General features: G+C 65.6%; 27 protein-coding genes. 12 read left to right on the forward strand and 15 right to left on the reverse strand.

Going from position 1 to position 22,108, the window contains the following annotated elements; all coding sequences use genetic code 11:
- The first annotated feature begins 103 nt into the window (after positions 1–103).
- Genes ruvA through AC1DUN_RS02670 form a run of 5 tightly spaced genes read left to right on the forward strand, consistent with a single transcriptional unit; the run spans position 104 to position 3,890 of the window.
- A complete protein-coding gene (ruvA, locus tag AC1DUN_RS02650; RefSeq protein ID WP_007867616.1) occupies positions 104–676 on the forward strand; it encodes a Holliday junction branch migration protein RuvA in 573 nt (190 codons plus the stop codon).
- Positions 673–1,488, forward strand: a complete 816-nt coding sequence (locus AC1DUN_RS02655; protein WP_477712594.1) for a lysozyme inhibitor LprI family protein — start codon at positions 673–675, stop codon at positions 1,486–1,488. The genes ruvA and AC1DUN_RS02655 overlap by 4 nt, the downstream gene beginning before the upstream one ends.
- A 4-nt stretch (positions 1,489–1,492) precedes the next feature.
- A complete protein-coding gene (gene ruvB, locus AC1DUN_RS02660) occupies positions 1,493–2,560 on the forward strand; it encodes a Holliday junction branch migration DNA helicase RuvB (protein WP_477712595.1) in 1,068 nt (355 codons plus the stop codon).
- Positions 2,561–2,562: 2 nt separating this feature from the next.
- On the forward strand, positions 2,563–3,378 hold the full coding sequence (locus tag AC1DUN_RS02665; RefSeq protein WP_477712596.1) for a hypothetical protein: 816 nt from the start codon (positions 2,563–2,565) through the stop codon (positions 3,376–3,378).
- 2 nt (positions 3,379–3,380) lie between these two features.
- Positions 3,381–3,890 carry an energy transducer TonB family protein gene (locus AC1DUN_RS02670; RefSeq protein WP_477712597.1) on the forward strand — a complete coding sequence of 170 codons (510 nt, stop codon included), beginning with the start codon at positions 3,381–3,383 and terminating at the stop codon, positions 3,888–3,890.
- A 15-nt stretch (positions 3,891–3,905) separates the two neighbouring features.
- Here the strand turns inward: AC1DUN_RS02670 and AC1DUN_RS02675 are convergent, their stop codons facing one another.
- From AC1DUN_RS02675 to AC1DUN_RS02700, 6 genes are all read right to left on the reverse strand, one after another.
- Entirely contained in the window at positions 3,906–5,087 is a 1,182-nt protein-coding gene (locus tag AC1DUN_RS02675; protein WP_477712598.1) for a DSD1 family PLP-dependent enzyme, read from the reverse strand.
- On the reverse strand, positions 5,084–5,788 hold the full coding sequence (locus AC1DUN_RS02680) for a histidine phosphatase family protein (RefSeq protein WP_477713120.1): 705 nt from the start codon (positions 5,786–5,788) through the stop codon (positions 5,084–5,086). Before AC1DUN_RS02680 ends, AC1DUN_RS02675 begins: the two co-directional genes overlap by 4 nt.
- Positions 5,789–5,930: 142 nt before the next feature.
- Positions 5,931–6,554, reverse strand: coding sequence for a DUF4136 domain-containing protein (locus AC1DUN_RS02685; protein ID WP_477712599.1), 624 nt, complete (start codon positions 6,552–6,554; stop codon positions 5,931–5,933).
- Positions 6,555–6,590: 36 nt separating this feature from the next.
- Positions 6,591–7,541: a tRNA 2-thiocytidine(32) synthetase TtcA gene (ttcA, locus tag AC1DUN_RS02690; RefSeq protein ID WP_477712600.1), complete on the reverse strand. Its 951-nt coding sequence runs from the start codon at positions 7,539–7,541 to the stop codon at positions 6,591–6,593.
- Between the two features lie 20 nt (positions 7,542–7,561).
- The gene (locus AC1DUN_RS02695) at positions 7,562–7,933 is read right to left on the reverse strand and encodes a dihydroneopterin aldolase (protein ID WP_007867594.1); all 372 of its coding nucleotides are present in this window, start codon (positions 7,931–7,933) and stop codon (positions 7,562–7,564) included.
- A 46-nt stretch (positions 7,934–7,979) separates the two neighbouring features.
- Positions 7,980–8,774 carry an SDR family oxidoreductase gene (locus tag AC1DUN_RS02700; RefSeq protein WP_477712601.1) on the reverse strand — a complete coding sequence of 265 codons (795 nt, stop codon included), beginning with the start codon at positions 8,772–8,774 and terminating at the stop codon, positions 7,980–7,982.
- Between the two features lie 96 nt (positions 8,775–8,870).
- Between AC1DUN_RS02700 and AC1DUN_RS02705 the strand changes: the two genes are divergently transcribed.
- Genes AC1DUN_RS02705 through AC1DUN_RS02715 form a run of 3 tightly spaced genes read left to right on the forward strand, consistent with a single transcriptional unit; the run spans position 8,871 to position 11,160 of the window.
- On the forward strand, positions 8,871–9,977 hold the full coding sequence (locus AC1DUN_RS02705) for a class I SAM-dependent methyltransferase (protein ID WP_477712602.1): 1,107 nt from the start codon (positions 8,871–8,873) through the stop codon (positions 9,975–9,977).
- A 10-nt stretch (positions 9,978–9,987) separates the two neighbouring features.
- Entirely contained in the window at positions 9,988–10,182 is a 195-nt protein-coding gene (locus AC1DUN_RS02710) for a DUF2905 domain-containing protein (protein WP_477712603.1), read from the forward strand.
- Positions 10,183–10,197: 15 nt separating this feature from the next.
- Positions 10,198–11,160, forward strand: a complete 963-nt coding sequence (locus AC1DUN_RS02715; RefSeq protein WP_477712604.1) for an ROK family protein — start codon at positions 10,198–10,200, stop codon at positions 11,158–11,160.
- 160 nt (positions 11,161–11,320) lie between these two features.
- On the opposite strand, the gene glmU is transcribed toward AC1DUN_RS02715, so the two are convergent.
- On the reverse strand, positions 11,321–12,745 hold the full coding sequence (gene glmU, locus AC1DUN_RS02720) for a bifunctional UDP-N-acetylglucosamine diphosphorylase/glucosamine-1-phosphate N-acetyltransferase GlmU (RefSeq protein ID WP_477712605.1): 1,425 nt from the start codon (positions 12,743–12,745) through the stop codon (positions 11,321–11,323).
- On the opposite strand from glmU, the gene AC1DUN_RS02725 reads away from it, so the two are divergent.
- Positions 12,744–13,676 carry a DUF6279 family lipoprotein gene (locus tag AC1DUN_RS02725; protein ID WP_477712606.1) on the forward strand — a complete coding sequence of 311 codons (933 nt, stop codon included), beginning with the start codon at positions 12,744–12,746 and terminating at the stop codon, positions 13,674–13,676. The two genes, glmU and AC1DUN_RS02725, sit on opposite strands and share 2 nt — an antisense overlap.
- An 11-nt stretch (positions 13,677–13,687) precedes the next feature.
- On the opposite strand, the gene AC1DUN_RS02730 is transcribed toward AC1DUN_RS02725, so the two are convergent.
- Entirely contained in the window at positions 13,688–13,885 is a 198-nt protein-coding gene (locus AC1DUN_RS02730) for a hypothetical protein (RefSeq protein WP_477712607.1), read from the reverse strand.
- A 162-nt stretch (positions 13,886–14,047) separates the two neighbouring features.
- Positions 14,048–14,806 (reverse strand): Crp/Fnr family transcriptional regulator, encoded by a 759-nt coding sequence (locus AC1DUN_RS02735; protein WP_477712608.1) that lies wholly within the window; start codon positions 14,804–14,806, stop codon positions 14,048–14,050.
- 78 nt (positions 14,807–14,884) lie between these two features.
- Between AC1DUN_RS02735 and AC1DUN_RS02740 the strand changes: the two genes are divergently transcribed.
- Positions 14,885–15,292: a BLUF domain-containing protein gene (locus AC1DUN_RS02740; RefSeq protein WP_477712609.1), complete on the forward strand. Its 408-nt coding sequence runs from the start codon at positions 14,885–14,887 to the stop codon at positions 15,290–15,292.
- A gap of 8 nt (positions 15,293–15,300) precedes the next feature.
- Here AC1DUN_RS02740 and AC1DUN_RS02745 read toward each other — a convergent pair whose 3' ends face one another.
- From AC1DUN_RS02745 to AC1DUN_RS02760, 4 genes are all read right to left on the reverse strand, one after another.
- The gene (locus tag AC1DUN_RS02745; protein WP_477712610.1) at positions 15,301–16,290 is read right to left on the reverse strand and encodes an MBL fold metallo-hydrolase; all 990 of its coding nucleotides are present in this window, start codon (positions 16,288–16,290) and stop codon (positions 15,301–15,303) included.
- Positions 16,291–16,413: 123 nt separating this feature from the next.
- Entirely contained in the window at positions 16,414–17,409 is a 996-nt protein-coding gene (locus tag AC1DUN_RS02750; protein WP_477712611.1) for a Bug family tripartite tricarboxylate transporter substrate binding protein, read from the reverse strand.
- A gap of 49 nt (positions 17,410–17,458) precedes the next feature.
- Positions 17,459–17,818 carry an AtuA-related protein gene (locus AC1DUN_RS02755; RefSeq protein ID WP_477712612.1) on the reverse strand — a complete coding sequence of 120 codons (360 nt, stop codon included), beginning with the start codon at positions 17,816–17,818 and terminating at the stop codon, positions 17,459–17,461.
- The gene (locus AC1DUN_RS02760) at positions 17,815–19,179 is read right to left on the reverse strand and encodes an acyclic terpene utilization AtuA family protein (protein ID WP_477712613.1); all 1,365 of its coding nucleotides are present in this window, start codon (positions 19,177–19,179) and stop codon (positions 17,815–17,817) included. The genes AC1DUN_RS02755 and AC1DUN_RS02760 overlap by 4 nt, the downstream gene beginning before the upstream one ends.
- A gap of 88 nt (positions 19,180–19,267) precedes the next feature.
- Here AC1DUN_RS02760 and AC1DUN_RS02765 point away from each other — a divergent pair, with 88 nt between their 5' ends.
- A complete protein-coding gene (locus tag AC1DUN_RS02765; RefSeq protein ID WP_477712614.1) occupies positions 19,268–20,170 on the forward strand; it encodes a LysR family transcriptional regulator in 903 nt (300 codons plus the stop codon).
- 1 nt (position 20,171) lies between these two features.
- Here the strand turns inward: AC1DUN_RS02765 and AC1DUN_RS02770 are convergent, their stop codons facing one another.
- Positions 20,172–20,729: a gluconokinase gene (locus AC1DUN_RS02770; RefSeq protein WP_477712615.1), complete on the reverse strand. Its 558-nt coding sequence runs from the start codon at positions 20,727–20,729 to the stop codon at positions 20,172–20,174.
- 102 nt (positions 20,730–20,831) lie between these two features.
- Here AC1DUN_RS02770 and AC1DUN_RS02775 point away from each other — a divergent pair, with 102 nt between their 5' ends.
- Positions 20,832–21,284 (forward strand): TfoX/Sxy family protein, encoded by a 453-nt coding sequence (locus AC1DUN_RS02775; RefSeq protein WP_477712616.1) that lies wholly within the window; start codon positions 20,832–20,834, stop codon positions 21,282–21,284.
- 72 nt (positions 21,285–21,356) lie between these two features.
- Here AC1DUN_RS02775 and AC1DUN_RS02780 read toward each other — a convergent pair whose 3' ends face one another.
- Positions 21,357–21,992 carry a DUF2917 domain-containing protein gene (locus tag AC1DUN_RS02780; protein ID WP_477712617.1) on the reverse strand — a complete coding sequence of 212 codons (636 nt, stop codon included), beginning with the start codon at positions 21,990–21,992 and terminating at the stop codon, positions 21,357–21,359.
- Between the last annotated feature and the right edge of the window lie 116 nt (positions 21,993–22,108).

The raw sequence follows: 22,108 nt of genomic DNA on the forward strand, positions 1-22,108 counted from the left end.
GGAATCCTGAAATTCCGGCCCGATCCTGGGCCCTCTGCCTTCGCCTGCTCGCTGGTGAAGCGCCGCCTGGTACGGCGCCGGGCACGACTGATAAGATTTGCCCATGATTGGAAGACTCTCAGGCCAGCTGGCCGAAAAAAATCCCCCGGAAATCCTGGTGGACTGCAACGGCGTCGGCTATGAGGTGCTGGTGCCCATGAGCACCTTCTACAACCTGCCCGGCCTGGGCGAAAAAGTCAGCCTGCTGACGCATTTCGTGGTGCGCGAAGACGCGCAAATCCTCTACGGTTTCGGCAGTGCCACTGAGCGCGCGGCCTTTCGCCAGCTCATCAAGATTTCCGGCGTGGGCCCGCGCACCGCACTCAGCGTGCTCAGCGGCATGAGCGTCGAGGAACTCTCGCAGGCGGTGACCCAGCAGGAGGCCGGCCGCATCATCAAGGTGCCCGGCATCGGCAAAAAAACCGCCGAACGCCTGCTGCTCGAATTGAAAGGCAAGCTGGGCGCCGACATCGGCGTGCAGGTCAGCGTGGCCAACGACGCCCAGTCCGACATCCTGCAGGCCCTGGTGGCGCTGGGCTACAGCGACCGTGACGCGGCGCTGGCGCTCAAGGCCCTGCCCAAGGACATAGGCGTGAGCGACGGCATCAAGCTGGCGCTGAAGGCATTGGCGAAATGATGCGGTTCTTGTCGACTCTTGGTTCGACGTTGCTGGCAGCGAATTTGTTTTTATCGGCGACCGGGGTTTTTGCTCAATCGCCCGATGGCATCCTTCTTCGTGAAATTGCACCCTGTCAGGTGCTTCTTGGTGGATACACCTCACCGCCTGAGGCAGAGCATGAACAACCTTGCAGACAGCCTGCAATCAACCAGTTGTTGATTCGAAGGTTTGGCGATCAAACCTATGGCGTATCTCTGGAATACACGGACTATTCGCGGTCTTGGGCGCGACTTCTGGAATGTGGCTTTACCGGCATGGGTGTTCGAAAAGGTTCAGCAATCGTTGTATCCCCGGTGGAAGGGGAAAGCGCAAAAGCGCCGCCGGGCAAGGCATGTCAAATATTGGTAAAGACAATGCCCCCACTTGACGCCAAAAATGAAGCCTATACGCTGGAAATTGGTCCTGATTGCAGTACTGTTTGCAGCCACCCCGAGGATATCAATTCAGTTTCGATAGAGTCGCGCAAAGGAAAACCGTTCTCGCCATCCTTCGATTGTCGAAAAGCATCTACGCTCGTTGAAAAATCCATATGCCTGGATTGGAACTTGTCGGAGCTTGATTTCAAGGTGGCTGAACTTTGGTACGAGAAATATGGGGCGGGAGAAGACATTCCAGGCGAGGCCAGGTCGACCCATGCTAAATGGCTGTTGAGCAGAAACCAATGCCGGTCCGACGTCTCCTGCATTCGAGAGAAGTATCAGCAAAGAGTTAAAGCGTTATGCAATGCGTTAAGTCGAAAAATTGACAAGAGCGGCTCTTGCCCAATTTAAAACCATGAGCATTCAAACTGACGATTTCTCCTCCGGCGACTTCCCGCCCACCAAGCGCGTGATGTCGGCCGCGCCGGCCTCGCCCGGCGAGGAAGCCATTGAGCGCGCGCTGCGCCCCAAGCTGTTTGACGAATACGTCGGGCAGACCAAGGTGCGCGACCAGCTTGAAATCTTCATAGGCGCGGCCAAGAAGCGCCAGGAGGCGTTGGACCATGTGCTGCTGTTCGGCCCGCCCGGCCTGGGCAAGACCACGCTGTCGCACATCATCGCGCACGAGCTCGGCGTGAACCTGCGGCAGACCTCGGGCCCGGTGCTTGAAAAACCCAAGGACCTTGCGGCGCTGCTGACCAACCTCGAAAAAAACGATGTCCTGTTCATCGACGAAATCCACCGCCTGAGCCCGGTGGTGGAGGAAATCCTCTACCCCGCGCTCGAGGACTACCAGATCGACATCATGATCGGCGAGGGCCCGGCGGCGCGCAGCATCAAGCTGGACCTGCAGCCCTTCACCCTGGTGGGCGCCACCACGCGCGCCGGCATGCTGACCAACCCGCTGCGCGACCGCTTCGGCATCGTTGCCCGGCTGGAGTTTTACACACCCGATGAGCTGGCCCGCATCGTGCGGCGCAGCGCCAAGCTGCTCAATGCGCCCATGGACGAGGAGGGCGGTTTTGAGATCGCCCGCCGTTCGCGCGGCACGCCGCGCATCGCCAACCGCCTGCTGCGCCGCGTGCGCGACTATGCCGACGTCAAGGGCAGCGGCCACATCTCGCTGGACATCGCCAACAAAGCGCTGGCCATGCTGGACGTGGACCCGCAGGGCTTTGACGTGATGGACCGCAAGCTGCTCGAAGCCGTGATCCACCGCTTTGACGGCGGGCCGGTGGGCCTGGACAACATCGCCGCCAGCATAGGCGAGGAGCGTGACACGATTGAAGACGTGATCGAGCCCTATCTGATCCAGCAGGGCTATCTGCAGCGCACGCCGCGCGGGCGCATCGCCACGCTGGCCGCCTACCGCCACCTGGGCGTGGCGCCACCGGCCAGCGGCAACGACATGTTCAGCGCCTGAGCATGGGACGGTGGGTGGCGATATCGCCTGGAGCCGATCCCTACTGGTCAGAAATCGGCGCGGTATGGCGTTTCTATAACTCGGTGGTTCTAGGCCTGACGGCGACTGTCATTGTTTCCTACGCCGTGAGCGGGCTGGTGTTCGGTCATTTACCCGTGTTTGTGATGACTGGCTTCTTCATGCTGCACGGGATGCCTGCCTGGCTCGCGGCAGCCGGTACCTTGGTGCTTGCGATGGCTTGGGCGAACCAACTTGTGCAGTGGCATTGGTCGCAGGCTTCAGCGGATTTCTGCCGTCGTTTCCGCATGATGTGTTATGTCGCCTGGGCTACCGCGTGGAGTGTCGCGGTGGTGGTGACGGTGTTTGATGCCAAGCCGTGGGGGCGCTGGGATGGACTGGCGCCCACAGCAGAATGGTTTTTTGCGCCCTTGCCCTGGCTCTGGCGCGACTTGCTGCCGCTGGCGTCACCCCACGTGACGAGCAAGCTCTATGTCGCAGGCGCAGCGGCTTTCGGGCTCTTCGTCGTTTTCCTCAAAAGCACTTGGTGGCCCCGAGGTTTTCCTTTCTTCCTGGGGGTGACCGTTTGTGTAGCAGGCCTTTATTTTCTGGGTGAGGCAGCTTTTGACTACGGCGCCGCCCGCGGACTTGCCGGAGCCTCTGTGAATTTCCCGAATGAGCTGAACGCCAACCCTGGCCGCTATAACGCATGGAACTTCCTGTCATGGTGGGGCGCGGTTACCAGCATGGCGTACGGCACGGTCTTAGTGTCCTGCGCATTCGTTCTCGGCCCGCACGACCTTAAGGCCCGCACCGATTGATCATGAAACTACCAGTGCATTTTGTGAACCGCCACATGGCGCCTGCTGTCCGGAGCGTGACCCTGGTCGGGCTGCTGGCAGGCTGCGCGGCGATCAGCAACCCGACCCCGCCGCGCACACCCAATCCAGCCGTGCCGCTGGCGGCCAGCTCCAGCCTGCCGGAATTTCCCGAGCTGTTCAAGCAGATGAGCAAGCTCTACGCCGACCACCCGCAGGCGCCGAAGATGCAGGACGGCGACGGCATGGGGCAGAAGATTTCCATCGCACGCGTGCGCAAGCCCGGCGCGCTGGACGCGCTGCAGGCCTATCGCGCGCAGGGCCTGCACGGCCGTGTCGTGGTGATTGCGCTGCTGGATGCCGAGGGCAAGCTGCTCGATGTGCGCGTGCTGTCGTCCACGCATGCTGAGCTCAATGAGGCGGTGCTGCAGTCGGCGCGCGAGGCCGAGTACCGCGGCGGGCGCATCAACGGCGCGGCTGCGCCCATGTATGCCGTTTACGGCGTGAACTTCTAGCGCGCAGCCGGCGGCTCAGGTCAGCGCGCCGCGCGCATCGACCCGGAAGATGCGCTGCACGGTGCCGTTGCGCAGGCCGCCCGTCACGCCAATCATCACGTCGTGCAGGTTCACGGTGGGGTCGCAGTGCCCTGGGATCAGCCACAGCATGCGGCCCAGGCCGGGCAGGCGCTTGCTCTCGCCGGCGGGCCGCAGGATGCCGTGCTCGTCGCCGCCGTTGAAAAACTCAAGCTCGCTTTCGGTGTCGAAGGCATGCACCAGCGGCAGGCCGGAGTCGATCGCGTGGCTCTTGTGGCCGGCGTCGCACACCGCGTGGCCGCCGTGGGTGCTGATGACCTGGGTCTTGACGAAAAGCGCATGCTCGAACTGCGGCTGGGCCGGGTCGCGCTCGTTTTTGGCGTAGTCAGCGTCCATGAACATGAAGGAGCCGGCCTGCAGCTCGCCGTAGACGCCGCTGGCCGCTTCCAGCATCAGGCTGCCGGTGCCGGCGCCGGTCACCAGGTCCACCGTGATGCCCTGGGCCTCGACCAGCTTGCGCGTGAGCACCACCGCCTCGACAGCCTTGGCGATGGCGTCGCGCCTTTCGTGCGCGCTGCGCATGTGCTGGGCCTTGCCGTGGTAGGCCTGCAGGCCGGCAAAGCGCAGGGCCGGGTGCTTGCGGATTTCCAGCACCAGTGTGACGGCGGCGGCGCCGGGCTCGACGCCGCAGCGGCCCTGGCCGACGTCGATTTCGACAAACACGTCGATCACGGTGGCCACGCCGGTGGCGCTGCGCGCCTCGGTCATGGCCTGCGCCAGGCGGATCACGCCTTCGGTGCTGTCGACCGCGATGGCCAGGTGGCCGCCCTGGGCCGCGAGCTTTTGCGCCAGCACGGCCACACGCGCCAGTTTGGCCGGGGCAATGACTTCGTTGCTGATGTAGATGTCGGTGACGCCGCCGGCCGCCATGATTTCGGCCTCGGAGGTCTTTTGCACGCAGACGCCGACCGCGCCGGCGCGCACCTGCATCTTGGCCAGCGAGGCGCTTTTGTGCAGCTTGGCATGCGGGCGCCAGCGGACGTTGTGCTTTTTCGCGAACTCGGCCATGCGCGCGAGGTTGCGTTTCATCGCGTCCATGTCGATGACCAGGGCGGGGGTGTCAATATCGTTGACCGGCTTGCCTATCAGTTCAGCCAGGCGGGTGGGCATGGTGCTCATGAGGTGCGTCTTATCTCTTCTGGTATTTGTGATGGCACGCCCAACGGGTCTGGCGAGCCGCCGGAAATTGCGCTGTCGTCCAGTGTGCCATCGTCCAGGTGCTGGGTGTCGGCCCAGCCGACGAGCGTAAAGCCTTCGGGTGTCCAAAGGAGGCGGTTGATGGCCGCATTGCCGAGCTCCCAGGTGCGCGGCGCCTGGATGTCCAGCCGCGTCGCGGCGCGGTAGAGCACGTCCATCACGCCGCCGTGGCCGACCAGCGCGATCAGCTCGCCCGGGTGCGCGGCCGCCAGGCGCTGGGCTGTGGCGACCACGCGGCTGCGCAGGGCGATCAGCGATTCGCCGCCGGCGGGCGCGAATTCGGGGTCGCGCTTGCGCCAGCGCATGGACTGTTCGGGCAACAAGGCCTCGATCTCGGCAAAGGTCTTGCCCTCGAAGTCACCGAAGCCGCGCTCGCGCAGGCCTTCCTCGCGCGTCACTTCAATGCCCTGGACGCGGGCCAGGTACTGCGCGGTTTCCCATGCGCGGGTCAGGTCGCTCGCGTAGATGGCGCTGATGGGCTCGTCGGCCAGCGCCCGCGCCATGCGCTCGGCCTGCCTGCGGCCGGTTTCGTTGAGCGGGATGTCCAGGTGGCCCTGGATGCGTGTATCGACGTTCCAGGTGGTCTCGCCATGGCGAATGGCAATAATGCGCGTTGGTTCCATGGTCATGAAGCCCCCACGTTCGCCCACTGCGTGTGGCTCTCTGCCCCCCGAGGGGGCCGCCCGCCTGCGGCCCGGCAAAGCCGGTTCCGCGGCTCAGACTGGTACAGAACTGTTTCGCAAACTGAAAAATGTGGGGGCCGTATCACCGGGGAATCTCCACGTTAATGCGGCGTGTGCCGGCGGGCGGTTGCGGGAAACCGCGCAGGGCCGAGTCCAGCATGGCGGGCAGCACCGCCAGCGTGTCACCCCAGACGCCGTCGTGCAGGGCGCGTGTTTCAAAGCTGACCTGGTTGGTGCGCAAATCGCGCATCACGATGCTCAGCTCGCGCTTGAAATAAGGCGGCTCGGCAATCCCGCCGCCAATCGGAAACGACAGGCCGACCGAAGCGCCGCGGCTGCCGCCGCCCACAAACACGCCGCTTCCGAAGCCAAAGCCACCGTAGGGGCTGTAACCATAAGGCCCGCGGTCGATGATCTGGGTGTTGGCCGTGATTTGCACGCTGTAGCGCGCGGCGGGCGGGTTGAGCTCCATCCCCACTTTGGCCAGGGCGGTGCGCGCCAGGCCTTCCACATGGTCCTGCTGGCTGCCCGCGGCCTGCTGCGAGGGCAGCCGTTCAAAGCGATAAGGCGTGGCCGGCGCGGGGGGCGGGCCGTTCCAGTTGTAGAAGGCGGTGACGTCGCTGTCGACCACGCGCACGGTGGAGCAGCCCGCCATCAGCAAGGCCATGGCGGCGACGGAAAGAATCACTGCGAATGCGCGTTTCATAAGCTCCCCGGAGTCAGCTGTTGAAGAAAGGCTTCCTCAGCGCGAAGTGATGTCCACGACGGACAGCCCCGGCAGCGCCGGCTCGCGGAACTCCTCGGGGTCGAAGGCCTTGTCGCCGTCGGCATCGGCCACGCCGGTGGCCTTGATGGCCTTGAAGTCGTGGCGCTTGTTGTCCATCAGGTGCGAGGGCACGATGTTCTGCAGCGAGGCGAACATGTTCTCCAGGCGGCCGGGGAATTTTTTCTCCCATTCGCGCAGCATGTTGCCGACCTGCTTGCGCTGCAGGTTTTCCTGGCTGCCGCACAGCGTGCACGGGATGATGGGAAATTCGCGCACCTGGGCCCAGCGCGTGAGGTCTTTTTCGGTGACGTAGGCCATGGGGCGTATCACCACGTTCTTGCCGTCGTCGCTGACCAGCTTGGGCGGCATGCCCTTGAGTTTGGCTGCGAAGAACATGTTCAGGAAAAAAGTCTGCAGCATGTCGTCGCGGTGGTGGCCCAGCGCGACCTTGGTGCAGCCGAGCTCCCCGGCCACGCGGTACAGGATGCCGCGGCGCAGGCGCGAGCACAGCGAACACAGCGTCTTGCCTTCGGGAATCACGCGCTTGACGATGCTGTAGGTGTCCTGGTTTTCGATGTGGAAGGGCACACCCAGCTTGCTCAAATACTCGGGCAGCACATGCTCGGGAAAACCGGGCTGCTTCTGGTCGAGGTTCACGGCCACCAGCTCGAAGTTGATGGGCGCGCGCTTTTGCAGCTTGAGCAGGATGTCGAGCATGGCATAGCTGTCCTTGCCGCCCGAGACGCAGACCATGACCTTGTCGCCCTCTTCAATCATGTTGAAGTCGACAATCGCGCGGCCGACTTCGCGGCACAGGCGCTTTTCGAGCTTGTGGTCCTCGCGCTCTATCTTCATGCTGTTTTGCACGCGCGCCGAGCTTTCCTGCTGCTCGTATTCCGCCACGGCTTCTTCCCAGACTGCGCTCATGTCGTTCGCTCCCATATCGTTCACCACTGTCCCGTCTCGATGCGAATGGCCACTTCGCAGTCGTCAAAAATTTCAAGTTTGGCGATCTTCACGCGCACGCCCAGCACGCCGGGCAGCTGCATCAACCGGTGCGCCAGCTTGCCGATCAGGCTTTCCAGCAGGTTCATGTGCTCGGCCGTGCACTCGCTGATGATGATCTGGCGCACCTTGCGGTAGTCCAGCACATGGTGGATGTCGTCGTCGTGCGGCAGCAGCGGCTGCGTGCCCAGGTTCAGCTCGGCATCGACCTGTATCGGCTGCGGCGCGGTTTTTTCATGGTCCAGAATGCCCAGGTTGGCGTCAAAACGCAAGCCGCTGAGGTTCAGGGTCTGGGTTCCGCGGGTGTTGTACATGGTGCCAGTCTGTGGTGTGTGGGTGGGGGCAAGCGGCGGCTGCGGCTTACATCAGCGAAAAATCGCGCTCGAACTTCATCAGGTGCTGGCCGCCGTCCACCAGCAGCGTGGTGCCGGTGATGGAGCGGTTCTCCAGGGCAAATTTGACCGTGGCCGCGACGTCGGCGGGCGTGGAGGAACGGCCCAGCGGCGACAGCTTGTGCCTGGCCTGGAACTGCTCGTCGCTCAGCAAATGGCTGGTCAGCGTGAGGCCTGGCGCCACGCCGACCACGCGCACCCGCGGCGCGAGCGCCAGCGCCAGCATGGTGCCGGCCGCTTCGAGCGCGGCTTTGGAGAGGGTGTAGCTGAAAAAATCGGGGTTCTGGTTCCACAGCTTCTGGTCCAGCAGGTTGACCACGGCGCCTTGGGCGCCCTGCTCACCTTCCGCACCTTCGCCACGCGCCACGATGTGGGCGTGCAGCGCCTGCGCCAGCAGCACGGCGGCGCCGGTGTTGCTGTGCAGGTGCTTGTCCAGGGCCGCAAAACCGAAGCTGGCGGCGCTGTCCTCTTCAAAGGTGGAAGCGTTGTTGACCACCGCATCGATCCGGCCCATGCGCGCCACCACGGCCGGCAGCAGGCCGCGCACCGCGGCTTCGTCGCCCAGCTCGGCCTGGAAAGCCGCCGAGACGCCCGACAGCCTGGCGCAGTCGGCAACAGTTGCCATGGCCTCGGCTTCGGAAGCGCGGTAATGCACCGCCACCTGCCAGCCACCGGCCGCCAGCGCCAGCGCGATCGCGCGCCCCAGCCGCCGCGAGGCGCCGGTCACGAGGACCACGGGTGGAGAGGACGGAGTTGGGTTCATGGGCGGGCGTTGAGGCTCAAAAAGGGGGCAAAAACGGTGGCGGGGCGCGGGCTGAAGAGGCCGTGGGGATCGCCGACAATGGCGGGTGGTGACCCCATGACCCCGACGACCGATACCCCTATTTTAACGACCGGCCTCGCCGCCCACATTGCCAAGGCCATTGAGGCCGCCGGCGGCTGGCTGGGTTTTGACAAATTCATGGCCCTGGCCCTCTACACCCCTGGCCTGGGCTACTACGCCAACGATTCACGCAAATTCGGCCTGATGCCGGGCGCCGGCAGCGATTTTGTCACCGCGCCCGAGCTCTCGCCGCGTTTCGGCCAGGCCCTGGCGCGCCAGGCGGCCCAGGCGCTTGAGGCCACCGGCACGGCCGAGGTCTGGGAATTCGGCGCGGGCTCGGGCGCGCTGGCGCAGCAAGTGCTTGAGGCGCTGGGGCCCAAGCTGGAGCGCTACACCATCGTCGATCTTTCGGGCAGCCTGCAGGCGCGCCAGCGCGAACGGCTGGCCGCCTATGGCGACAAGGTGCAATGGGCTACGGAACTGCCACCCAGGATGCGCGGCGTGGTGCTGGGCAACGAGGTGCTGGACGCCATGCCGGTCAAGCTGCTGGCGCGCCTGCAGGGTGTGTGGCATGAACGCGGCGTGGTGCTGCACGAAGGCGGCTTTGCCTATGCCGACCAGCCCACCACGCTGCGGCCGCCTTTCGACGTGGAAGGTGCGCATGACTACCTTACCGAAATCCATCCCCAGGCCGAGGGTTTTGTCGCCACCCTGGCCGACCGGCTGGAGGCCGGCGCGGTGTTTCTGCTCGACTACGGCTTTCCGGAACACGAGTATTACCACCCGCAGCGCAGCATGGGCACGGTGATGTGCCACCGCGGCCACCTGGCGGACGCCGATGCGCTGGCCGATGTGGGCGGCAAGGACATCACCGCCCACGTCAACTTCACCGGCATCGCGCTGGCCGGCCAGGAGGCCGGGCTCGAAGTGCTGGGCTACACCAGCCAGGGGCGCTTTTTGCTGAACTGCGGCCTGGTCGACGGCATGGAGGGCGCGCCGCTGGAGCAGCGCGCCATGGTGCAAAAACTGGTCGCGGAGCACGAGATGGGCGAGTTGTTCAAGGTGGTCGCCTTTGGGGCCAAAGGCCGTCCGGTCTGGGAGCCTATGGGCTTTGCCACCGGCGACCGCATGCATACGCTCTAAACTGGCCACCATGATCCGCTGGTTTATCGTCATCTTCCTGGCCCTGGTGCTGATCAGCTGGTTCAGCCCGCTGCTGCAGAAACTGGGGTTCGGCAAGCTGCCCGGCGATTTGCGTTTTCGCCTGTTCGGGCGTGAATGGTTCATCCCGTTGACCACCACCATCCTGCTGAGTTTTATCGCCAGCCTGCTTGCCAAAATTCTTTAAGGAAAACATCCCATCATGAAAGCCTGCGTCGACCTGGGAGGCACCAAGATCGCGGTCAGCCTGATAGAAGCCGGGCAGGAGCTCAGCCTGGCCCAGGCCTCCCGGGTCCTGCAGTCCCGCCGCGTGGAGCCCACCGAAAAATCCGGCCCGACGGATGCCGTGGCACGCCAGGTGCTGCGCATGCTGGGCCAGGCCTGCGAGGCCACCGGCATCACCGAGCAGGACATCACGGCCGTCGGCATCTCGTCCTGCGGCCCTTTCGTGGCGGCGGACGGCATGCTGGAGATTTCCAACCCCAACATTTGCGGCGGCCTGGCCGGCCCGGCGCGCGGCCTGCCCAACGACTGGGTCAGCGTGCCGCTGGAAGCCCCGCTGCGTGCCCGTTTTGGCGAAAAACTTCAACTGGAGAACGACGGCGTGGGCGCCCTGCAGGCCGAGCGCCGCTGGGGCGCGCTGCAGGGCTATAGCCACTGCGCCTACGTGACCTGGAGCACCGGCATAGGCTTCGGCCTCTGCGTGGACGGCCGCATCCTGCGCGGCAAGCACGGCAACGCCGGCCACGCGGGCCACACTTTCGTCAGCGACCACAGCGACGCGCTGTGCGGCTGCGGCAACAGGGGCGACCTCGAAGGCGTGGTGGCCGGCAACGCGATTGCAAGGCGCTTCGCCGGCGCGGGCTACCCCGGCGCCTCCGCGCTTTTTAGCGCCGCACAGTCCGGCGACGCGGCCGCCCAGGCCATCGTCGACGAACTGTGCCGAGTGATGGGACGCGGCCTCTACAACATGGTCGCCACCCTGGACCTGGAACGTATCAGCCTGGGCGGCGGCGTGTTCTGGAACCATCGCGAGTACTTGCTGCCCCGCCTGAGCGCAGAGATCCACGGCAAGCTGCCCGCGTTGACGGATGCATTTGAGCTGGTGGAGGCTGGTTTGGGGGAGAGGGTTGGGGATTTTGGGGCGCTGGCCTTAGTGAGTTGAGTCGGCCGGGTCTTGTTCCGGTCTTGCGCGCTCATCCTCCTCATCCTCCTCTTTCCTCTGCTGAGAGCTGCCGGCCGGGGTTGCCCGGCGGCAACTCACTTTTCTTTGGCGAAGCAAAGAAAAGTACTTCGCCCGCCGGGGCGAGACCCGGCCAACCAACCTACCCCTTGATGATCTTCGCCGGCCTCTTCCAGTTAGGCAAACTGACCTGCTTGCCGCGCGCCACGCTGAGCGAATCCGGCGGCGTACTCTTGGTAATGGTGGACCCACCCCCCACAGTGCCACCCGCGCCTATGGTCACAGGCGCTACCAACACACAATTGCTGCCGATGTGCACGTCGGCCTCAATCACCGTGCGGTGCTTGTTGGCGCCATCGTAATTCGCGGTGATGCTGCCGGCGCCGTAGTTGACGCGTTCGCCCACGGTGGCGTCGCCCAGGTAGGCCAGGTGGTTGGCCTTGGCGCCTTTGGCCAGGGTGGAATTCTTGACCTCGACAAAATTGCCGATGTGGACTTCCGCGCCCAGCTGCGCGCCGGGGCGCAGGCGTGCGAAGGGGCCTATGAGCGCGCCCTCGCCGACTTGCACGCCCAGCTTTTCGCCGTCGATGTGGGTGAAGGGGTGGATCACGGCGCCGGCGGCGATGCTGCAGTTGGCGAGCACGCAGTTCGCGCCTATGCGCACGCCCACGCCCAGGCTGACCTTGCCTTCAAAGATGCAGTTCACGTCGATCTCGACGTCCTGGCCGCAGCTGAGCGTGCCGCGCACGTCCAGGCGCGCCGGGTCGGCCAGGCGTACGCCCTGCTCCATCAGGGCCACGGCCAACCGGCTTTGGTAAACACGCTCGAGCTCGGCCAACTGCACCGGGCTGTTGACGCCGGCCACCTGGGCCGCATCGGTGATCTGGTGGGCCACCACGGCCACACCGTCGGCCACGGCGAACTTCACGATGTCGGTGAGGTAGTACTCGCCCTGGGCATTCTTGTTGTCCAGCCGGGCCAGCCAGGCGCGCAGGAGGCGCGTGGGCACGGCCATGATGCCGCTGTAGATTTCGCGGATCTCGCGCTGGGCGGCGCTGGCGTCCTTGTGCTCGACGATGGCGCGCACCTGCGCCGAGGCTTCGGGGCCGGCGCGCACGATGCGCCCGTAACCGGTGGGGTCGGCCATGCTGAGCGTGAGCAGCGCCAGGCGCTGGCCGTCGCACTGGGCGATCAGGGCCTGCAAGGTGGCGGCCTCGGTCAGCGGCACGTCGCCCGACAGCACCAGCGTGACGCCGTCGTCGGCCAGCAGGGGCAGGGCCTGCTGCACCGCGTGGCCAGTGCCCAGCTGCGGCTCCTGGCGCGCGAACTGCAGCGCCACGGGGGCGCCGGCGGAGGGGCTGAAACGGCCGCAGGCGGCCTCGACCTCGGCCGCGCCGTGGCCGGTGATGACCACCGCCTGGCGCGCCGACACGGAGGCGGCGCATTCGACGACATGCGCGAGCAGGGCTTTCCCGCCCAAACGATGCAGGACTTTGGGTAAGCTGCTCTTCATCCGCGTGCCTTTGCCCGCGGCCATGATGACGACATCGATTGGGGTTGCTGCCATGAAATTTCCTCTGGATCTTGGGGTGGAGACGCGCTCCCGGGCCGCCGGAGCGGGCGCGGGGCACTGCACAAGGATTATCGGCGGGCTGGCGGTGCTGGCGCTGGCCGGGCTGCTGCAAAGCTGCAGCCTCATGAAAATCGCCTACAACCAGGCGCCCGAGCTGGCCTACTGGCAGCTGGACCGCCATTTCGACCTCACCGACGCGCAAAGCCTTCAGGTCAAGGCCGACCTGGAAAAACTGCAGGCATGGCACCGGCAGACGCAACTGCCCGGCTACATCGAGGCGCTGCAAAAGCTGCAGAAACAAATGCCCTCGGACATGGACGCCGCAGCGGCCTGCGCGATCTACACCGACGTGCGCGGCAAGCTGGTGCTGCTGTCGCGCCAGGCGGAGCCGCCCATGGCGACCCTGGTGGGCTCGCTGCAGGCCGGCCAATTAAAAAACCTGGAACGCCGCTTCGCCAAAGGCAATGAGGAGTACCGCGAGGACTTCCTGGAGGCCTCGCCCAAGGCCCAGCGCGACAAGCGCTACAAAGAGGCGGTCAAGCGCGCCGAAATGCTTTACGGGCGGCTCGATAAAAAGCAGCTGGCCGTGATCGAGCGGCGCATAGACGCCTCGCACTTCGACGCGCCGCGCAGCTATGCGGAAAAAATCCGGCGCCAGCAGGACGCCCTGCACACACTGCACCCGCTGGTGGCGGGCCAGGCCACACCCGAAAAAACCCAGGCCGCGGTGCGCGGGCTGTTCGAGCGCACCCTGAACTCGCCCGATGGGGCTTACCGCGACTATATGGAGAAGCTCACGCAGGACGCCTGCGCCACGCTCGCCGAGCTGCACAACAGCACCACGCCGGCGCAGCGCCACAAGGCGGTGGAGACGCTGCACCGCTACGAGCAGGACTTCAGGACGCTGAACGCGCAAAAGTCCTGAGCCGCCGCCCGCTAGGACTTGGAGCCGGCCTGGCCGGGCTTGCCCTGGTATTGGCGCTCGCCACCGCCCATCTGGCTGGACGGCACATCGAAGGGCTGCGATCGGTGCGGCTGGAACTCGCGTGAGCCGCTGCTTTGCTGTTGCTGGCGGTCCATGAAGCGCTGCGGCTGCTGCTGCAGCCGTGCGCCCGGTGCTTGTGCGTGGTTCATGGGAGGCTCCTGGATGACGCGTCGCCGCGGTTTCCTTCGCATGAAAGAACGGTCCATCGAAATGGCATATCGCGGGCAAGAGCAACACCTTAAAACCCGGCGTCGGGGGTGTTTGTAGGCCAACACGCCGCCCGGCTGTCAGCGGCAGCCTACAGTGCTGAATCAGAGCAAAGGGACTTGCGGCGGCGGCGTGTCGTAGTAATCCGCAATACGCTCCAGCGCCCGGGTATTGAGCAGCCGCAGCTTGCCGTCCTGGATTTCGTGCAGGCCCAGCTGGCGCAGGCGCCGCAGGGTTTTGTTGGTGTGCACCAGCGACAGCCCCAGCGCATCGGCGATATGCTGCTGGTTGATGGGGAACTCCACCATGCCGCCATCGGCCATGCCCACGCGTTCCAGCCGTCGGAACAAATGCATGAGCAGCATGGCCACGCGCTCGGTGGCGTTACGCCGCCCGGCGGTCAGCAGGTGGTCGTCCACCATGCCTTCCTCGCGCGCCGCCAGCCAGGTGATGTCATAACCCAGGTTGGGGAAATTGCGGAACAGCTCCCACAGCCTTTCGCGCGGAAACACGCAGAGGCTGGTGTCCGTCACGGCCTCTATGCCGTGCATGGGACCGTCGGCGAATTTCTGCTGCAGGCCGATGAAGTCGCCCGGCAGCAAAAAATTGAGGATTTGCCGCCGGCCGTCGCTCAGGGTTTTGTAGCGAAAGGCCCATCCCGAGTACAGCGTGAACAATTTGCCGTTGGGCTTTTGCTCATAAAGAATGGTGCCGCCGGCCTTCACCGCCGTGGTGCCGGTGCGGAAGGTTTCAATGAACGTCAGTTCTTCGGCGTTCACCGGCATGAAGGCCCCGGTACGCCGCAAGCCGCAGGCACTGCAGTGCGGCGGGCAGATCGCTGAAGTTGGCGTTGGGATACTCATGGAAGACTTATCTTAGGCGTATATCCCTGTGTCTTTTGACATTGTGCGGTGCAAGGCGTGCCGCTACATTGTGCCGCGATGACACTCACAAGCACCTCTCTGTATGAAATCCTTTATGTCAGCACGCTGGCCCCTGAAGCGCCGCTCAGCGTTGTGGGAGATATCGCCGCCAAGGCCCGGCAGGCCAACGCCGAGCGTGCCATCACCGGCCTGCTGATCTTTGACGGCATGCGTTTTTGCCAGCAGCTGGAGGGCGGGCAGAAACAGGTGCTGGCACTGCTGGAGCGCATACGCCAGGACAGCCGCCATACCAACCTGCAGGTCCTGCACCATGGCGAACTGGCCGCCCGGCGCTTCAAGCGCTTCAGCCTGGGTTATTGCCTGGTCGAGGATGACGACGTGCTGGAACGCATGGAAAGCATGGACGGCCAGGCCGCGCTCGATGCTTTTGCCGGGCTGCTGTCCGGGCTGGACCTGGATACCTGAGTACGGCGCTAACCCTGGAGCGCACTCCACATTTCCTGGTCGCGCTCCGCCGTCCAGATGCGCGGATTCTTGATGCCGCTGGCTTCGTCAAACGCGCGGCTCACGTCAAAGGGCAGGCAGTGCTCGTAGATAAACACATGGCCGAAGACCGGGTCCATGCTTTTGCGCGTGTGGGCCATGGCGGCTTTCAGGTCCATGCCGGCGGCGGCCGCTTCCTTGCCGGCCTGGTACAGGGTTTCGACCCAGCGTTTGGTGTAGTCCAGCGCCTTGTTGACGTTGGCCGCACCTTTCATGGCCTCGCCGCGGCCGGGGACTATGGCCTCGGCCTTGAGCGCGCGCAGCGCTTCCAGCGTGGCGGGCCATTCCTCGAGCTGGGCGTCGCCGGTGTAGACACCGGCCTCGTATTCGACCAGGTCGCCTGAGAACAGCACTTTTTCCTCTTCAATCCAGGCAATCGTGTCGCCGCGCGTGTGGCCGGGGCCGGGGTGCCAGACTTGCACCTTCACGCCGCCCAGGTCCAGCACCAGCTTGCCGGGCTTTTCGCCCTTCACCGGATTGCCGCCGTCTATCACCAGGGTCGGCCAGGTCAGGCCGGGCACGCTTTCGGCATTGCGAAAGAGGCGCGGGAAGCGCTCCATCTCGCTTTGCATGTCCTGCGCGCCGCGCTCGACGATCAGCTCGTACGTGCCCTGGCTCGCGATGATCTCAGTCGCGCCTTCGGCCGCGTAGGCGCTGGCGCCCAGCACGCGCACCGCGTGGTAGTGCGTGAGCAGCACGTATTTGATGGGCTTGTCGCTGACAGTGCGTATGCGCTTGATCAAGTCCTGCGCCATCGCCGGAGTGGCCGTGGCGTCGCTGACCATGATGAATTTGTCGCCGATGATGACCCCTGAATTGGGGTCGCCCTCGGCGGTATAGGCCCAGCAATGCGCGCTGAGCTGCTCGAAGGTGATGGTCTTGTCCGTCAGGTCGGACTGCGAGGCGAAGGCTTTGGACATGGGGTTTCCTGGGTGGGGCGCGGCGCAGGGCGGAGCAGCCGCCGCCGGCTTTGCCCGGGAATTTTACTTAAACGTAATGCATTACGAATAGTTGAATCCCGAAACCCCGCGGCTCCCCTGCCCTTATTCGGGCTCTATGCCCGCCGCCTTGATGATTTTTCCCCACTTGAGGGTCTCGTCCGCCTGGAACTTGCGCAGCCCCTCCGGGTTGCTGGTGAAGATCTCGGTGCCGCTGGACTGGTAGAAAGGCGCGGCCGAGGGGCTGCGCGCGGCGCGCGCGAGCATGTCGGCGAGTTTGGCCACCACATCGGCCGGCGTGCCGGCGGGCGCATAGGCGGCAAACCAGTAGGTCATCTCATAACCCTTCACGCCGGCCTCGGCGATGGTGGGCACATCCGGCGCCAGCGGCGAGCGTTGCCGCGTGGACACGCCCAGGGCCTTGAGCTTGCCGGCCTTGACCTGCGGCAAGCCGGTGGCCATGTCGGTGATCATCATGTCGATCTGCCCGCCCAGCAGGTCGGTCACGGCCGGCGGGTTGCTTTTGTAGGGAATGTTCAGGATGTAGGTGCCCGTCATCTGCTTGAACTGCTCGCCCGCGACGCGGCTGGAGGAACTGCCGCTGCCGAAGGACAGCTTGCCCGGTTTGGATTTGGCCAGCTTGATGAAGTCGGCGACGCTGTTCACCGGCAGCGCCGGGTTGACAACCATGATCTGGCCGCCGCGCCCCAGGGCCGTGAGCGGCGCGAAATCCTTGACCGGGTCATAGGGCAGCTTCTTGAACAAATGCTCATTGGCCGACTGCGTGGTGTTGGTGGTGATGAAGACGGTGTAGCCGTCGGGCTTGGCCTTGGCCGCCGCCTGCGCGCCTATAAAACTGTTGGCGCCGGGCTTGTTGTCCACCACCACGCTGGCCTTGCTGTCGTTGGTCACGGCCTGGCCTATGGCGCGCGCCAGCTGGTCGGTGGCGCTGCCGGCGGCAAAGGGCACGATAAAGGTGATGGGTTTGTCGGGAAAGCCCTGGGCCGGCGCCAGAGCGGGCGCCAGCGCGCAGAGCGCGGCGGCGGCGAGCACCAGGGGGCGCAGGCGCGGGCTGGTGAAACGGGGTGTTGAGGGGGTCATGTTTGTCTCCTTTTTTGAATTAAAAGTCGGTCGCCGTCCGTCGCAAGCCTCAGGGCGGACCCGCCAGCAAGGGCGCCAGCGCGGCGGGAATCTCTATGGGCAAATCCAGCAGCCAGAAGGACAGGGCCTTGCCGTGGGTGTCCAGGTTCAGCGCGTCGTTGACGCCGCCGTCCAGCACCTCGTCGAGCACAAAATTGAGCGCCGCCAGCCCCGGCAGCTCAAAACGCTGCACGCGGGCCGGCCGCCTGTGGGCAAAGTGCCGGGCCACCACGGCCTCGGTCACTTGCGCCAGCAGCACGGGGTAAAGATCGGGGTGCCAGGCGATCACGCTGATGTTGGATCGGTTGCCCTTGTCACCGGTGCGGCCGTGGGCGGCGCGGTACAAAGGTACTGTGATACTGGCGCTCATCGCACGTCCTCCAGCATCTCAAAGCGCAGCGGCACCGCCTCGCGCGGTACCAGGCAGGACAAGGTATTGAGCCTGGGCGTCAGCGAAGTGCGCACGCCGCCGCCGCCGGCCGGGCCGCAGCAGTACAGCGCCGTCACTTCACGCGGCAGGCGCTCGGCCTGCGCGCGTTCGGCATGGGTGGCGGCCACGCGCAGGCGCACATCGCGCGCATCACCCGCAGGGGTATCCGCCAGCAAACGGCCCGCGTCGTCGCCCATGATGCTGAGCGCGCCTATCAGGTCCACACGCAGCGCGAGTTCCGGCAGGCGCCGGCGCAGCACCTCGGCGGCCAGGCGGGCGCGCGCCTCGGCGCGCGGGCCGGCATAAGAGATTTCACCCTCGGCCAGCCAGCCGCCTTCATGGCAGACATTGACCTTGAGGCTGGCCGGCCGCGCGTGGCCGCGCACGCCGCTCAGGGCCACGCGGTCGCGCCCGGCCGGGCTGAGCCGCGCGGCGCTGATATCGGCCACTACGTCGGGCGTGAGATACGCGGCCGGATCGTGCACCTCATACAGCAGCTGCTCCTTGACGCCGGCCAGGCTCACCACACCGCCGGTGCGCGCCGCCTTGCCGATGACGCAGTGGCCCTCGCTGTCGATTTCGGCGATGGGGTAGCCCACGGCGTACAGGTCCGGCACCTCCTTGTAGCCGGGGTCGGCGAAATAGCCGCCGCAGACCTGTGCGCCGCACTCGAGCAAATGGCCCGCCATGGTGGCGCGCGCCAGCCGGTCCCAGTCGTCGGCGCGCCAGCCGAAATGCGATATGGCCGGCCCCACCGTCAATGACGGGTCGGCCACGCGCCCGGCCACCACGATCTGCGCGCCGGCGTCCAGTGCGGCGGCGATGGCTTCAGCGCCTATGTAGGCGTTGGCGCTCACCTTGCGTATGCCGTCCATGGCCGCGCCCAGCTGCGCGCGCAGCAGCGGCTCATGCTGCGCGCCCGACAGGTCGTCGCCCGCCACCACGGCGATGCGCGGCGCGGGCAGGCCCATGCCGGCGGCCATGGCCTGGATGTGGCGCGCGGCCGCCAGCGGGTTGGCGGCGCCGAAATTGCTCACGATGCGGATCTTGTGCGCCAGGCAGCGCGCCAGCACGGGGCGCAGCATGTCGTCCAGCAGCGGCTCGAAGCCGGCATCGGGGTCGGCGCGGCGGCGCAGCTGCGCGAGTGCCAGCGTGCGTTCGGCCAGGGTCTCAAAAATCAGGAAGGCCGGCCCGCCGCGCGCGATCAGCGTGTCCACCACCGGCCCGGCGGCATCGACGCGGTCGCCGGAGAAGCCGGCGGCGCAGCCTATCAACAAAGGGGAAGGAGGGGATGAAGTCATGGGCGTGGCGTGCAAGCCCTGAATCTAGGCCTTGGGTACTTATTTGTAAAATTTAAAATACTGATCTATTAATTTGAACTACAGATAAATGGCCCAACCCAACCTCTCGCTGCGGCAACTGCGCGCCTTCCTGGCCCTGGCCGAGCAGCGCAGCTTCACGCAGGCCGCGGCCACCTGCCATCTTTCGCAGCCGGCCTTCAGCGCGCTGATACGCACGCTGGAGGGCGAACTCAACACGCGGCTGTTTGACCGCGACACGCGCAGCGTGGAACTGACGGCCGAGGGCCGGCTCTTCGCTACCTCGGCACGCCGGCTGGTCGAGGATTTCGGCGCGGCCCTGGTCGACCTGAACGACCATGTGGAGCGCCGCAAGGGCCGGGTGCACATCGCCGCCCTGCCCTCGCTGGCGGCGGGCTGGCTGCCCGCGGTGTTCGCCGAATTCAGGAAGGCCTGGCCCGGCATAGAGCTCAACCTCAGCGACCTGCTGTCGGATGCCTGCGTGGACCTGGTGAGGAGCGGCAAGGCCGACTTCGCGCTGGCCTCGACCGGCGTCAGCCATGCGGGCCTGAGCACGCGGCTGGTCTGCACCGACCGCTTTTACCTGGTGTGCCGCAAGGACCACCCGCTGGCAGCCGAGGCCTCGCCCACGCTGAAAAAACTGGCGCCCTACCCTTTTATCCACATGTCGCGCAACAGCAGCGTGCGCCAGGCGCTGGAGGCGGCACTGCATCCGCAGCAGGCCAATACCGTGCTCGAAGTCGACCAGTTGGCCACGGCCGCGGGCATGGTCGAGGCCGGGCTGGGCATCAGCGTGGTGCCGGCGCTGACGCTGTTTCACTTTGAGCGAAAAAGCCTGGTGACCCGGCCCCTGGCCGCCAGCGGCCTGACGCGCAAAATCTACCTGGTGCGGCGGCAGGAGGGCAGCCTGTCGGCGGCCGCGCAGGCCCTGCACGACCTGGTGATTGAGGCCATGAAGGCGCGCACGCCCTGACTCAGGAACTGGCGCCGGACAACCAGTCCGCCGCGCTGCGCGCCAGTGATTCCAGCGGCGCATCACCGGCCAGCGTCAGCACGCCGGGCTCGGCCGAAGGATCCTGCAAGGCCTCGAACTGGCTGGCCACCAGGCTGGGCGGGTAGAAGTGGCCGGGACGCACGGACACGCGGCGCAGCGACTCGGCCTGGCTGATCGCCAGGTGCACAAAGCGCAAGCCCGCAGCCGCGGCGCGCAGGCTGTCGCGGTAGCCGGTTTTCAGGGCCGAGCAGGTCAGCACCACGCCCTCAGGGTGTCGCGCCAGTTCGGCGCCCAGCTGCCGCAGCCAATCGGCACGGTCTTCGTCGGTCAGGGCGATGCCTTGCTGCATCTTGGCGATGTTGCCGGGCGGGTGGAAGTCGTCGCCCTCGATCAGCGGCAGTGAGAGCTGCTGGGCCACCAGGCGCCCGACCGCCGACTTGCCACAGCCCGCCACACCCATCACCACCACGCGCACGGGCAAGCCGCCATGGGGCGTGACGGAAGCGGGAAGGGGGCGGGTCTGGGATGCGGCGGTCATGCATAAATTATCGCGGCCCGCGAGCGCTTGGCGCGCCCATGAGTGACAGCCGAGGCAAAACCGCTGTTGATGGAAGCGCCCGCGCTTTGTTATCGTTGCGCCATGGCCTCACCCAAAAATGATTTTGCAATGTACTGCTGCGAGCTCTTGTCGGGCGTGGGGCCCTGCACGGCCAAACGCATGTTCGGCGGTTTCGGCATCAGCACCGGCGGCCTGACTTTCGCGCTGGTGGCCGACCTGGGCGGTGGCGAGACCTTGTGGCTCAAGGCCGATGAGGCCACGCGCGGCCTGTTCGAGGCCCAGGGCTGCGGCCGCTTCACCTACGAGATGACCCGCAACGGCGTGCGCTCCCCACACAGCCTGGGCTACTACAGTGCGCCCGAAGAGGCCATGGAATCGCCGTCCTTGATGCTGCCCTGGGCGCGCCTGGCACTGAACTGCGCGCTCAGGGCGCGCGCGGCCAAGCCGGCCAAGGAGCCGAAAGCCAAAACAAAAGCCCCCGCCAAGGCCAAAACCCAAGCCAAGGCGGTGCCAGCCAAAAAAAGCCGCGCATAAAAAAACCCGCAGCCTTGCGGCCGCGGGTTCAAAGCTCCCTTGCGGAAGGAGCCACTGACTAGAACGGTATGACTAGACGAGGTTGGACATGGCCAGCACGTTGTAGCGGTGCGGGTGCCGGCGCTGGTCGTCCTTGAAAGTGTCAAAGTCGTGGCCGGCCGCCATGGGGCGGGCGCGGGCGGTCAAAAAAACCATGGCCAGCGGGGTCAGCAGGGCTTCAAACGCCGCTGCCGCACCCAGCACCAGGCCGCGGGCCAGGCGGCCCAGGGCGCCGGCGGCCAGGCCGAAGGCGGCGCGTAAGTCGCTCAGCGGCTGCAGCACGCCGGCGCGCCAGCCGGCCGGCTCGGCGGCGGGCTGCCTGACGGCGGCGCAGGCCGCAACAGGCTCCCAGCTGAAGTAGGCCGATGCGGCATGGCCCGCGCTGAAGGACTCGATCACCAGCGACTCACCGGCCTGGAGCGTCAGGCTTTCGCCCCGGCTCAGGAAATGGTCGCCGGCGCGCACCTCGGCGTCCAGGCTGGCGGAATCAAAGGTGGCCCAGACCCGGCCATGCGCAATTCGCAACACACCGGCCTGGGCGGCGTGCAAGGTCAGGGCCCGTCCCGCACCCAGCTTCCAGAAGCCCGCCAACCCGTCAACCTGGCCGGTGGTGGCATCGGTAGCCTGTTGCAAAAAGCGGTCGCCTGCGTGAGAAGCTGAGTGTTCCATGGTGTTCTCCAAAAAAGGCACAAAGTGAGTGATGAGGGTTGAATCATCTCGCCGCCGGCTTGCGCGGTCCAATGAAATCGCGGTAAGCTATTCATTCCATAATCGCATCAATCAAT

It is taken from the genome of Polaromonas sp. P4_F6, from assembly GCF_056401275.1.

Excerpts from the sequence above, each read along its gene's own strand:
- AC1DUN_RS02725 (WP_477712606.1), top strand. The coding sequence starts at position 12,744 with ATGAAATTTCCTCTGGATCTTGGGGTGGAGACGCGCTCCCGGGCCGCC.
- AC1DUN_RS02710 (WP_477712603.1), top strand. The coding sequence starts at position 9,988 with ATGATCCGCTGGTTTATCGTCATCTTCCTGGCCCTGGTGCTGATCAGC.
- AC1DUN_RS02670 (WP_477712597.1), top strand. The coding sequence starts at position 3,381 with ATGAAACTACCAGTGCATTTTGTGAACCGCCACATGGCGCCTGCTGTC.
- AC1DUN_RS02665 (WP_477712596.1), top strand. The coding sequence starts at position 2,563 with ATGGGACGGTGGGTGGCGATATCGCCTGGAGCCGATCCCTACTGGTCA.
- AC1DUN_RS02745 (WP_477712610.1), bottom strand. The coding sequence starts at position 16,290 with ATGTCCAAAGCCTTCGCCTCGCAGTCCGACCTGACGGACAAGACCATC.
- AC1DUN_RS02735 (WP_477712608.1), bottom strand. The coding sequence starts at position 14,806 with ATGAGTATCCCAACGCCAACTTCAGCGATCTGCCCGCCGCACTGCAGT.
- AC1DUN_RS02695 (WP_007867594.1), bottom strand. The coding sequence starts at position 7,933 with ATGTACAACACCCGCGGAACCCAGACCCTGAACCTCAGCGGCTTGCGT.
- AC1DUN_RS02680 (WP_477713120.1), bottom strand. The coding sequence starts at position 5,788 with ATGGAACCAACGCGCATTATTGCCATTCGCCATGGCGAGACCACCTGG.
- AC1DUN_RS02760 (WP_477712613.1), bottom strand. The coding sequence starts at position 19,179 with ATGACTTCATCCCCTCCTTCCCCTTTGTTGATAGGCTGCGCCGCCGGC.
- AC1DUN_RS02740 (WP_477712609.1), top strand. The coding sequence starts at position 14,885 with ATGACACTCACAAGCACCTCTCTGTATGAAATCCTTTATGTCAGCACG.
- AC1DUN_RS02770 (WP_477712615.1), bottom strand. The coding sequence starts at position 20,729 with ATGACCGCCGCATCCCAGACCCGCCCCCTTCCCGCTTCCGTCACGCCC.
- ruvA (WP_007867616.1), top strand. The coding sequence starts at position 104 with ATGATTGGAAGACTCTCAGGCCAGCTGGCCGAAAAAAATCCCCCGGAA.
- AC1DUN_RS02780 (WP_477712617.1), bottom strand. The coding sequence starts at position 21,992 with ATGGAACACTCAGCTTCTCACGCAGGCGACCGCTTTTTGCAACAGGCT.
- AC1DUN_RS02730 (WP_477712607.1), bottom strand. The coding sequence starts at position 13,885 with ATGAACCACGCACAAGCACCGGGCGCACGGCTGCAGCAGCAGCCGCAG.
- ruvB (WP_477712595.1), top strand. The coding sequence starts at position 1,493 with ATGAGCATTCAAACTGACGATTTCTCCTCCGGCGACTTCCCGCCCACC.
- AC1DUN_RS02755 (WP_477712612.1), bottom strand. The coding sequence starts at position 17,818 with ATGAGCGCCAGTATCACAGTACCTTTGTACCGCGCCGCCCACGGCCGC.
- AC1DUN_RS02705 (WP_477712602.1), top strand. The coding sequence starts at position 8,871 with ATGACCCCGACGACCGATACCCCTATTTTAACGACCGGCCTCGCCGCC.
- AC1DUN_RS02750 (WP_477712611.1), bottom strand. The coding sequence starts at position 17,409 with ATGACCCCCTCAACACCCCGTTTCACCAGCCCGCGCCTGCGCCCCCTG.
- AC1DUN_RS02675 (WP_477712598.1), bottom strand. The coding sequence starts at position 5,087 with ATGAGCACCATGCCCACCCGCCTGGCTGAACTGATAGGCAAGCCGGTC.
- ttcA (WP_477712600.1), bottom strand. The coding sequence starts at position 7,541 with ATGAGCGCAGTCTGGGAAGAAGCCGTGGCGGAATACGAGCAGCAGGAA.
- AC1DUN_RS02715 (WP_477712604.1), top strand. The coding sequence starts at position 10,198 with ATGAAAGCCTGCGTCGACCTGGGAGGCACCAAGATCGCGGTCAGCCTG.
- glmU (WP_477712605.1), bottom strand. The coding sequence starts at position 12,745 with ATGGCAGCAACCCCAATCGATGTCGTCATCATGGCCGCGGGCAAAGGC.
- AC1DUN_RS02775 (WP_477712616.1), top strand. The coding sequence starts at position 20,832 with ATGGCCTCACCCAAAAATGATTTTGCAATGTACTGCTGCGAGCTCTTG.
- AC1DUN_RS02685 (WP_477712599.1), bottom strand. The coding sequence starts at position 6,554 with ATGAAACGCGCATTCGCAGTGATTCTTTCCGTCGCCGCCATGGCCTTG.
- AC1DUN_RS02700 (WP_477712601.1), bottom strand. The coding sequence starts at position 8,774 with ATGAACCCAACTCCGTCCTCTCCACCCGTGGTCCTCGTGACCGGCGCC.
- AC1DUN_RS02655 (WP_477712594.1), top strand. The coding sequence starts at position 673 with ATGATGCGGTTCTTGTCGACTCTTGGTTCGACGTTGCTGGCAGCGAAT.
- AC1DUN_RS02765 (WP_477712614.1), top strand. The coding sequence starts at position 19,268 with ATGGCCCAACCCAACCTCTCGCTGCGGCAACTGCGCGCCTTCCTGGCC.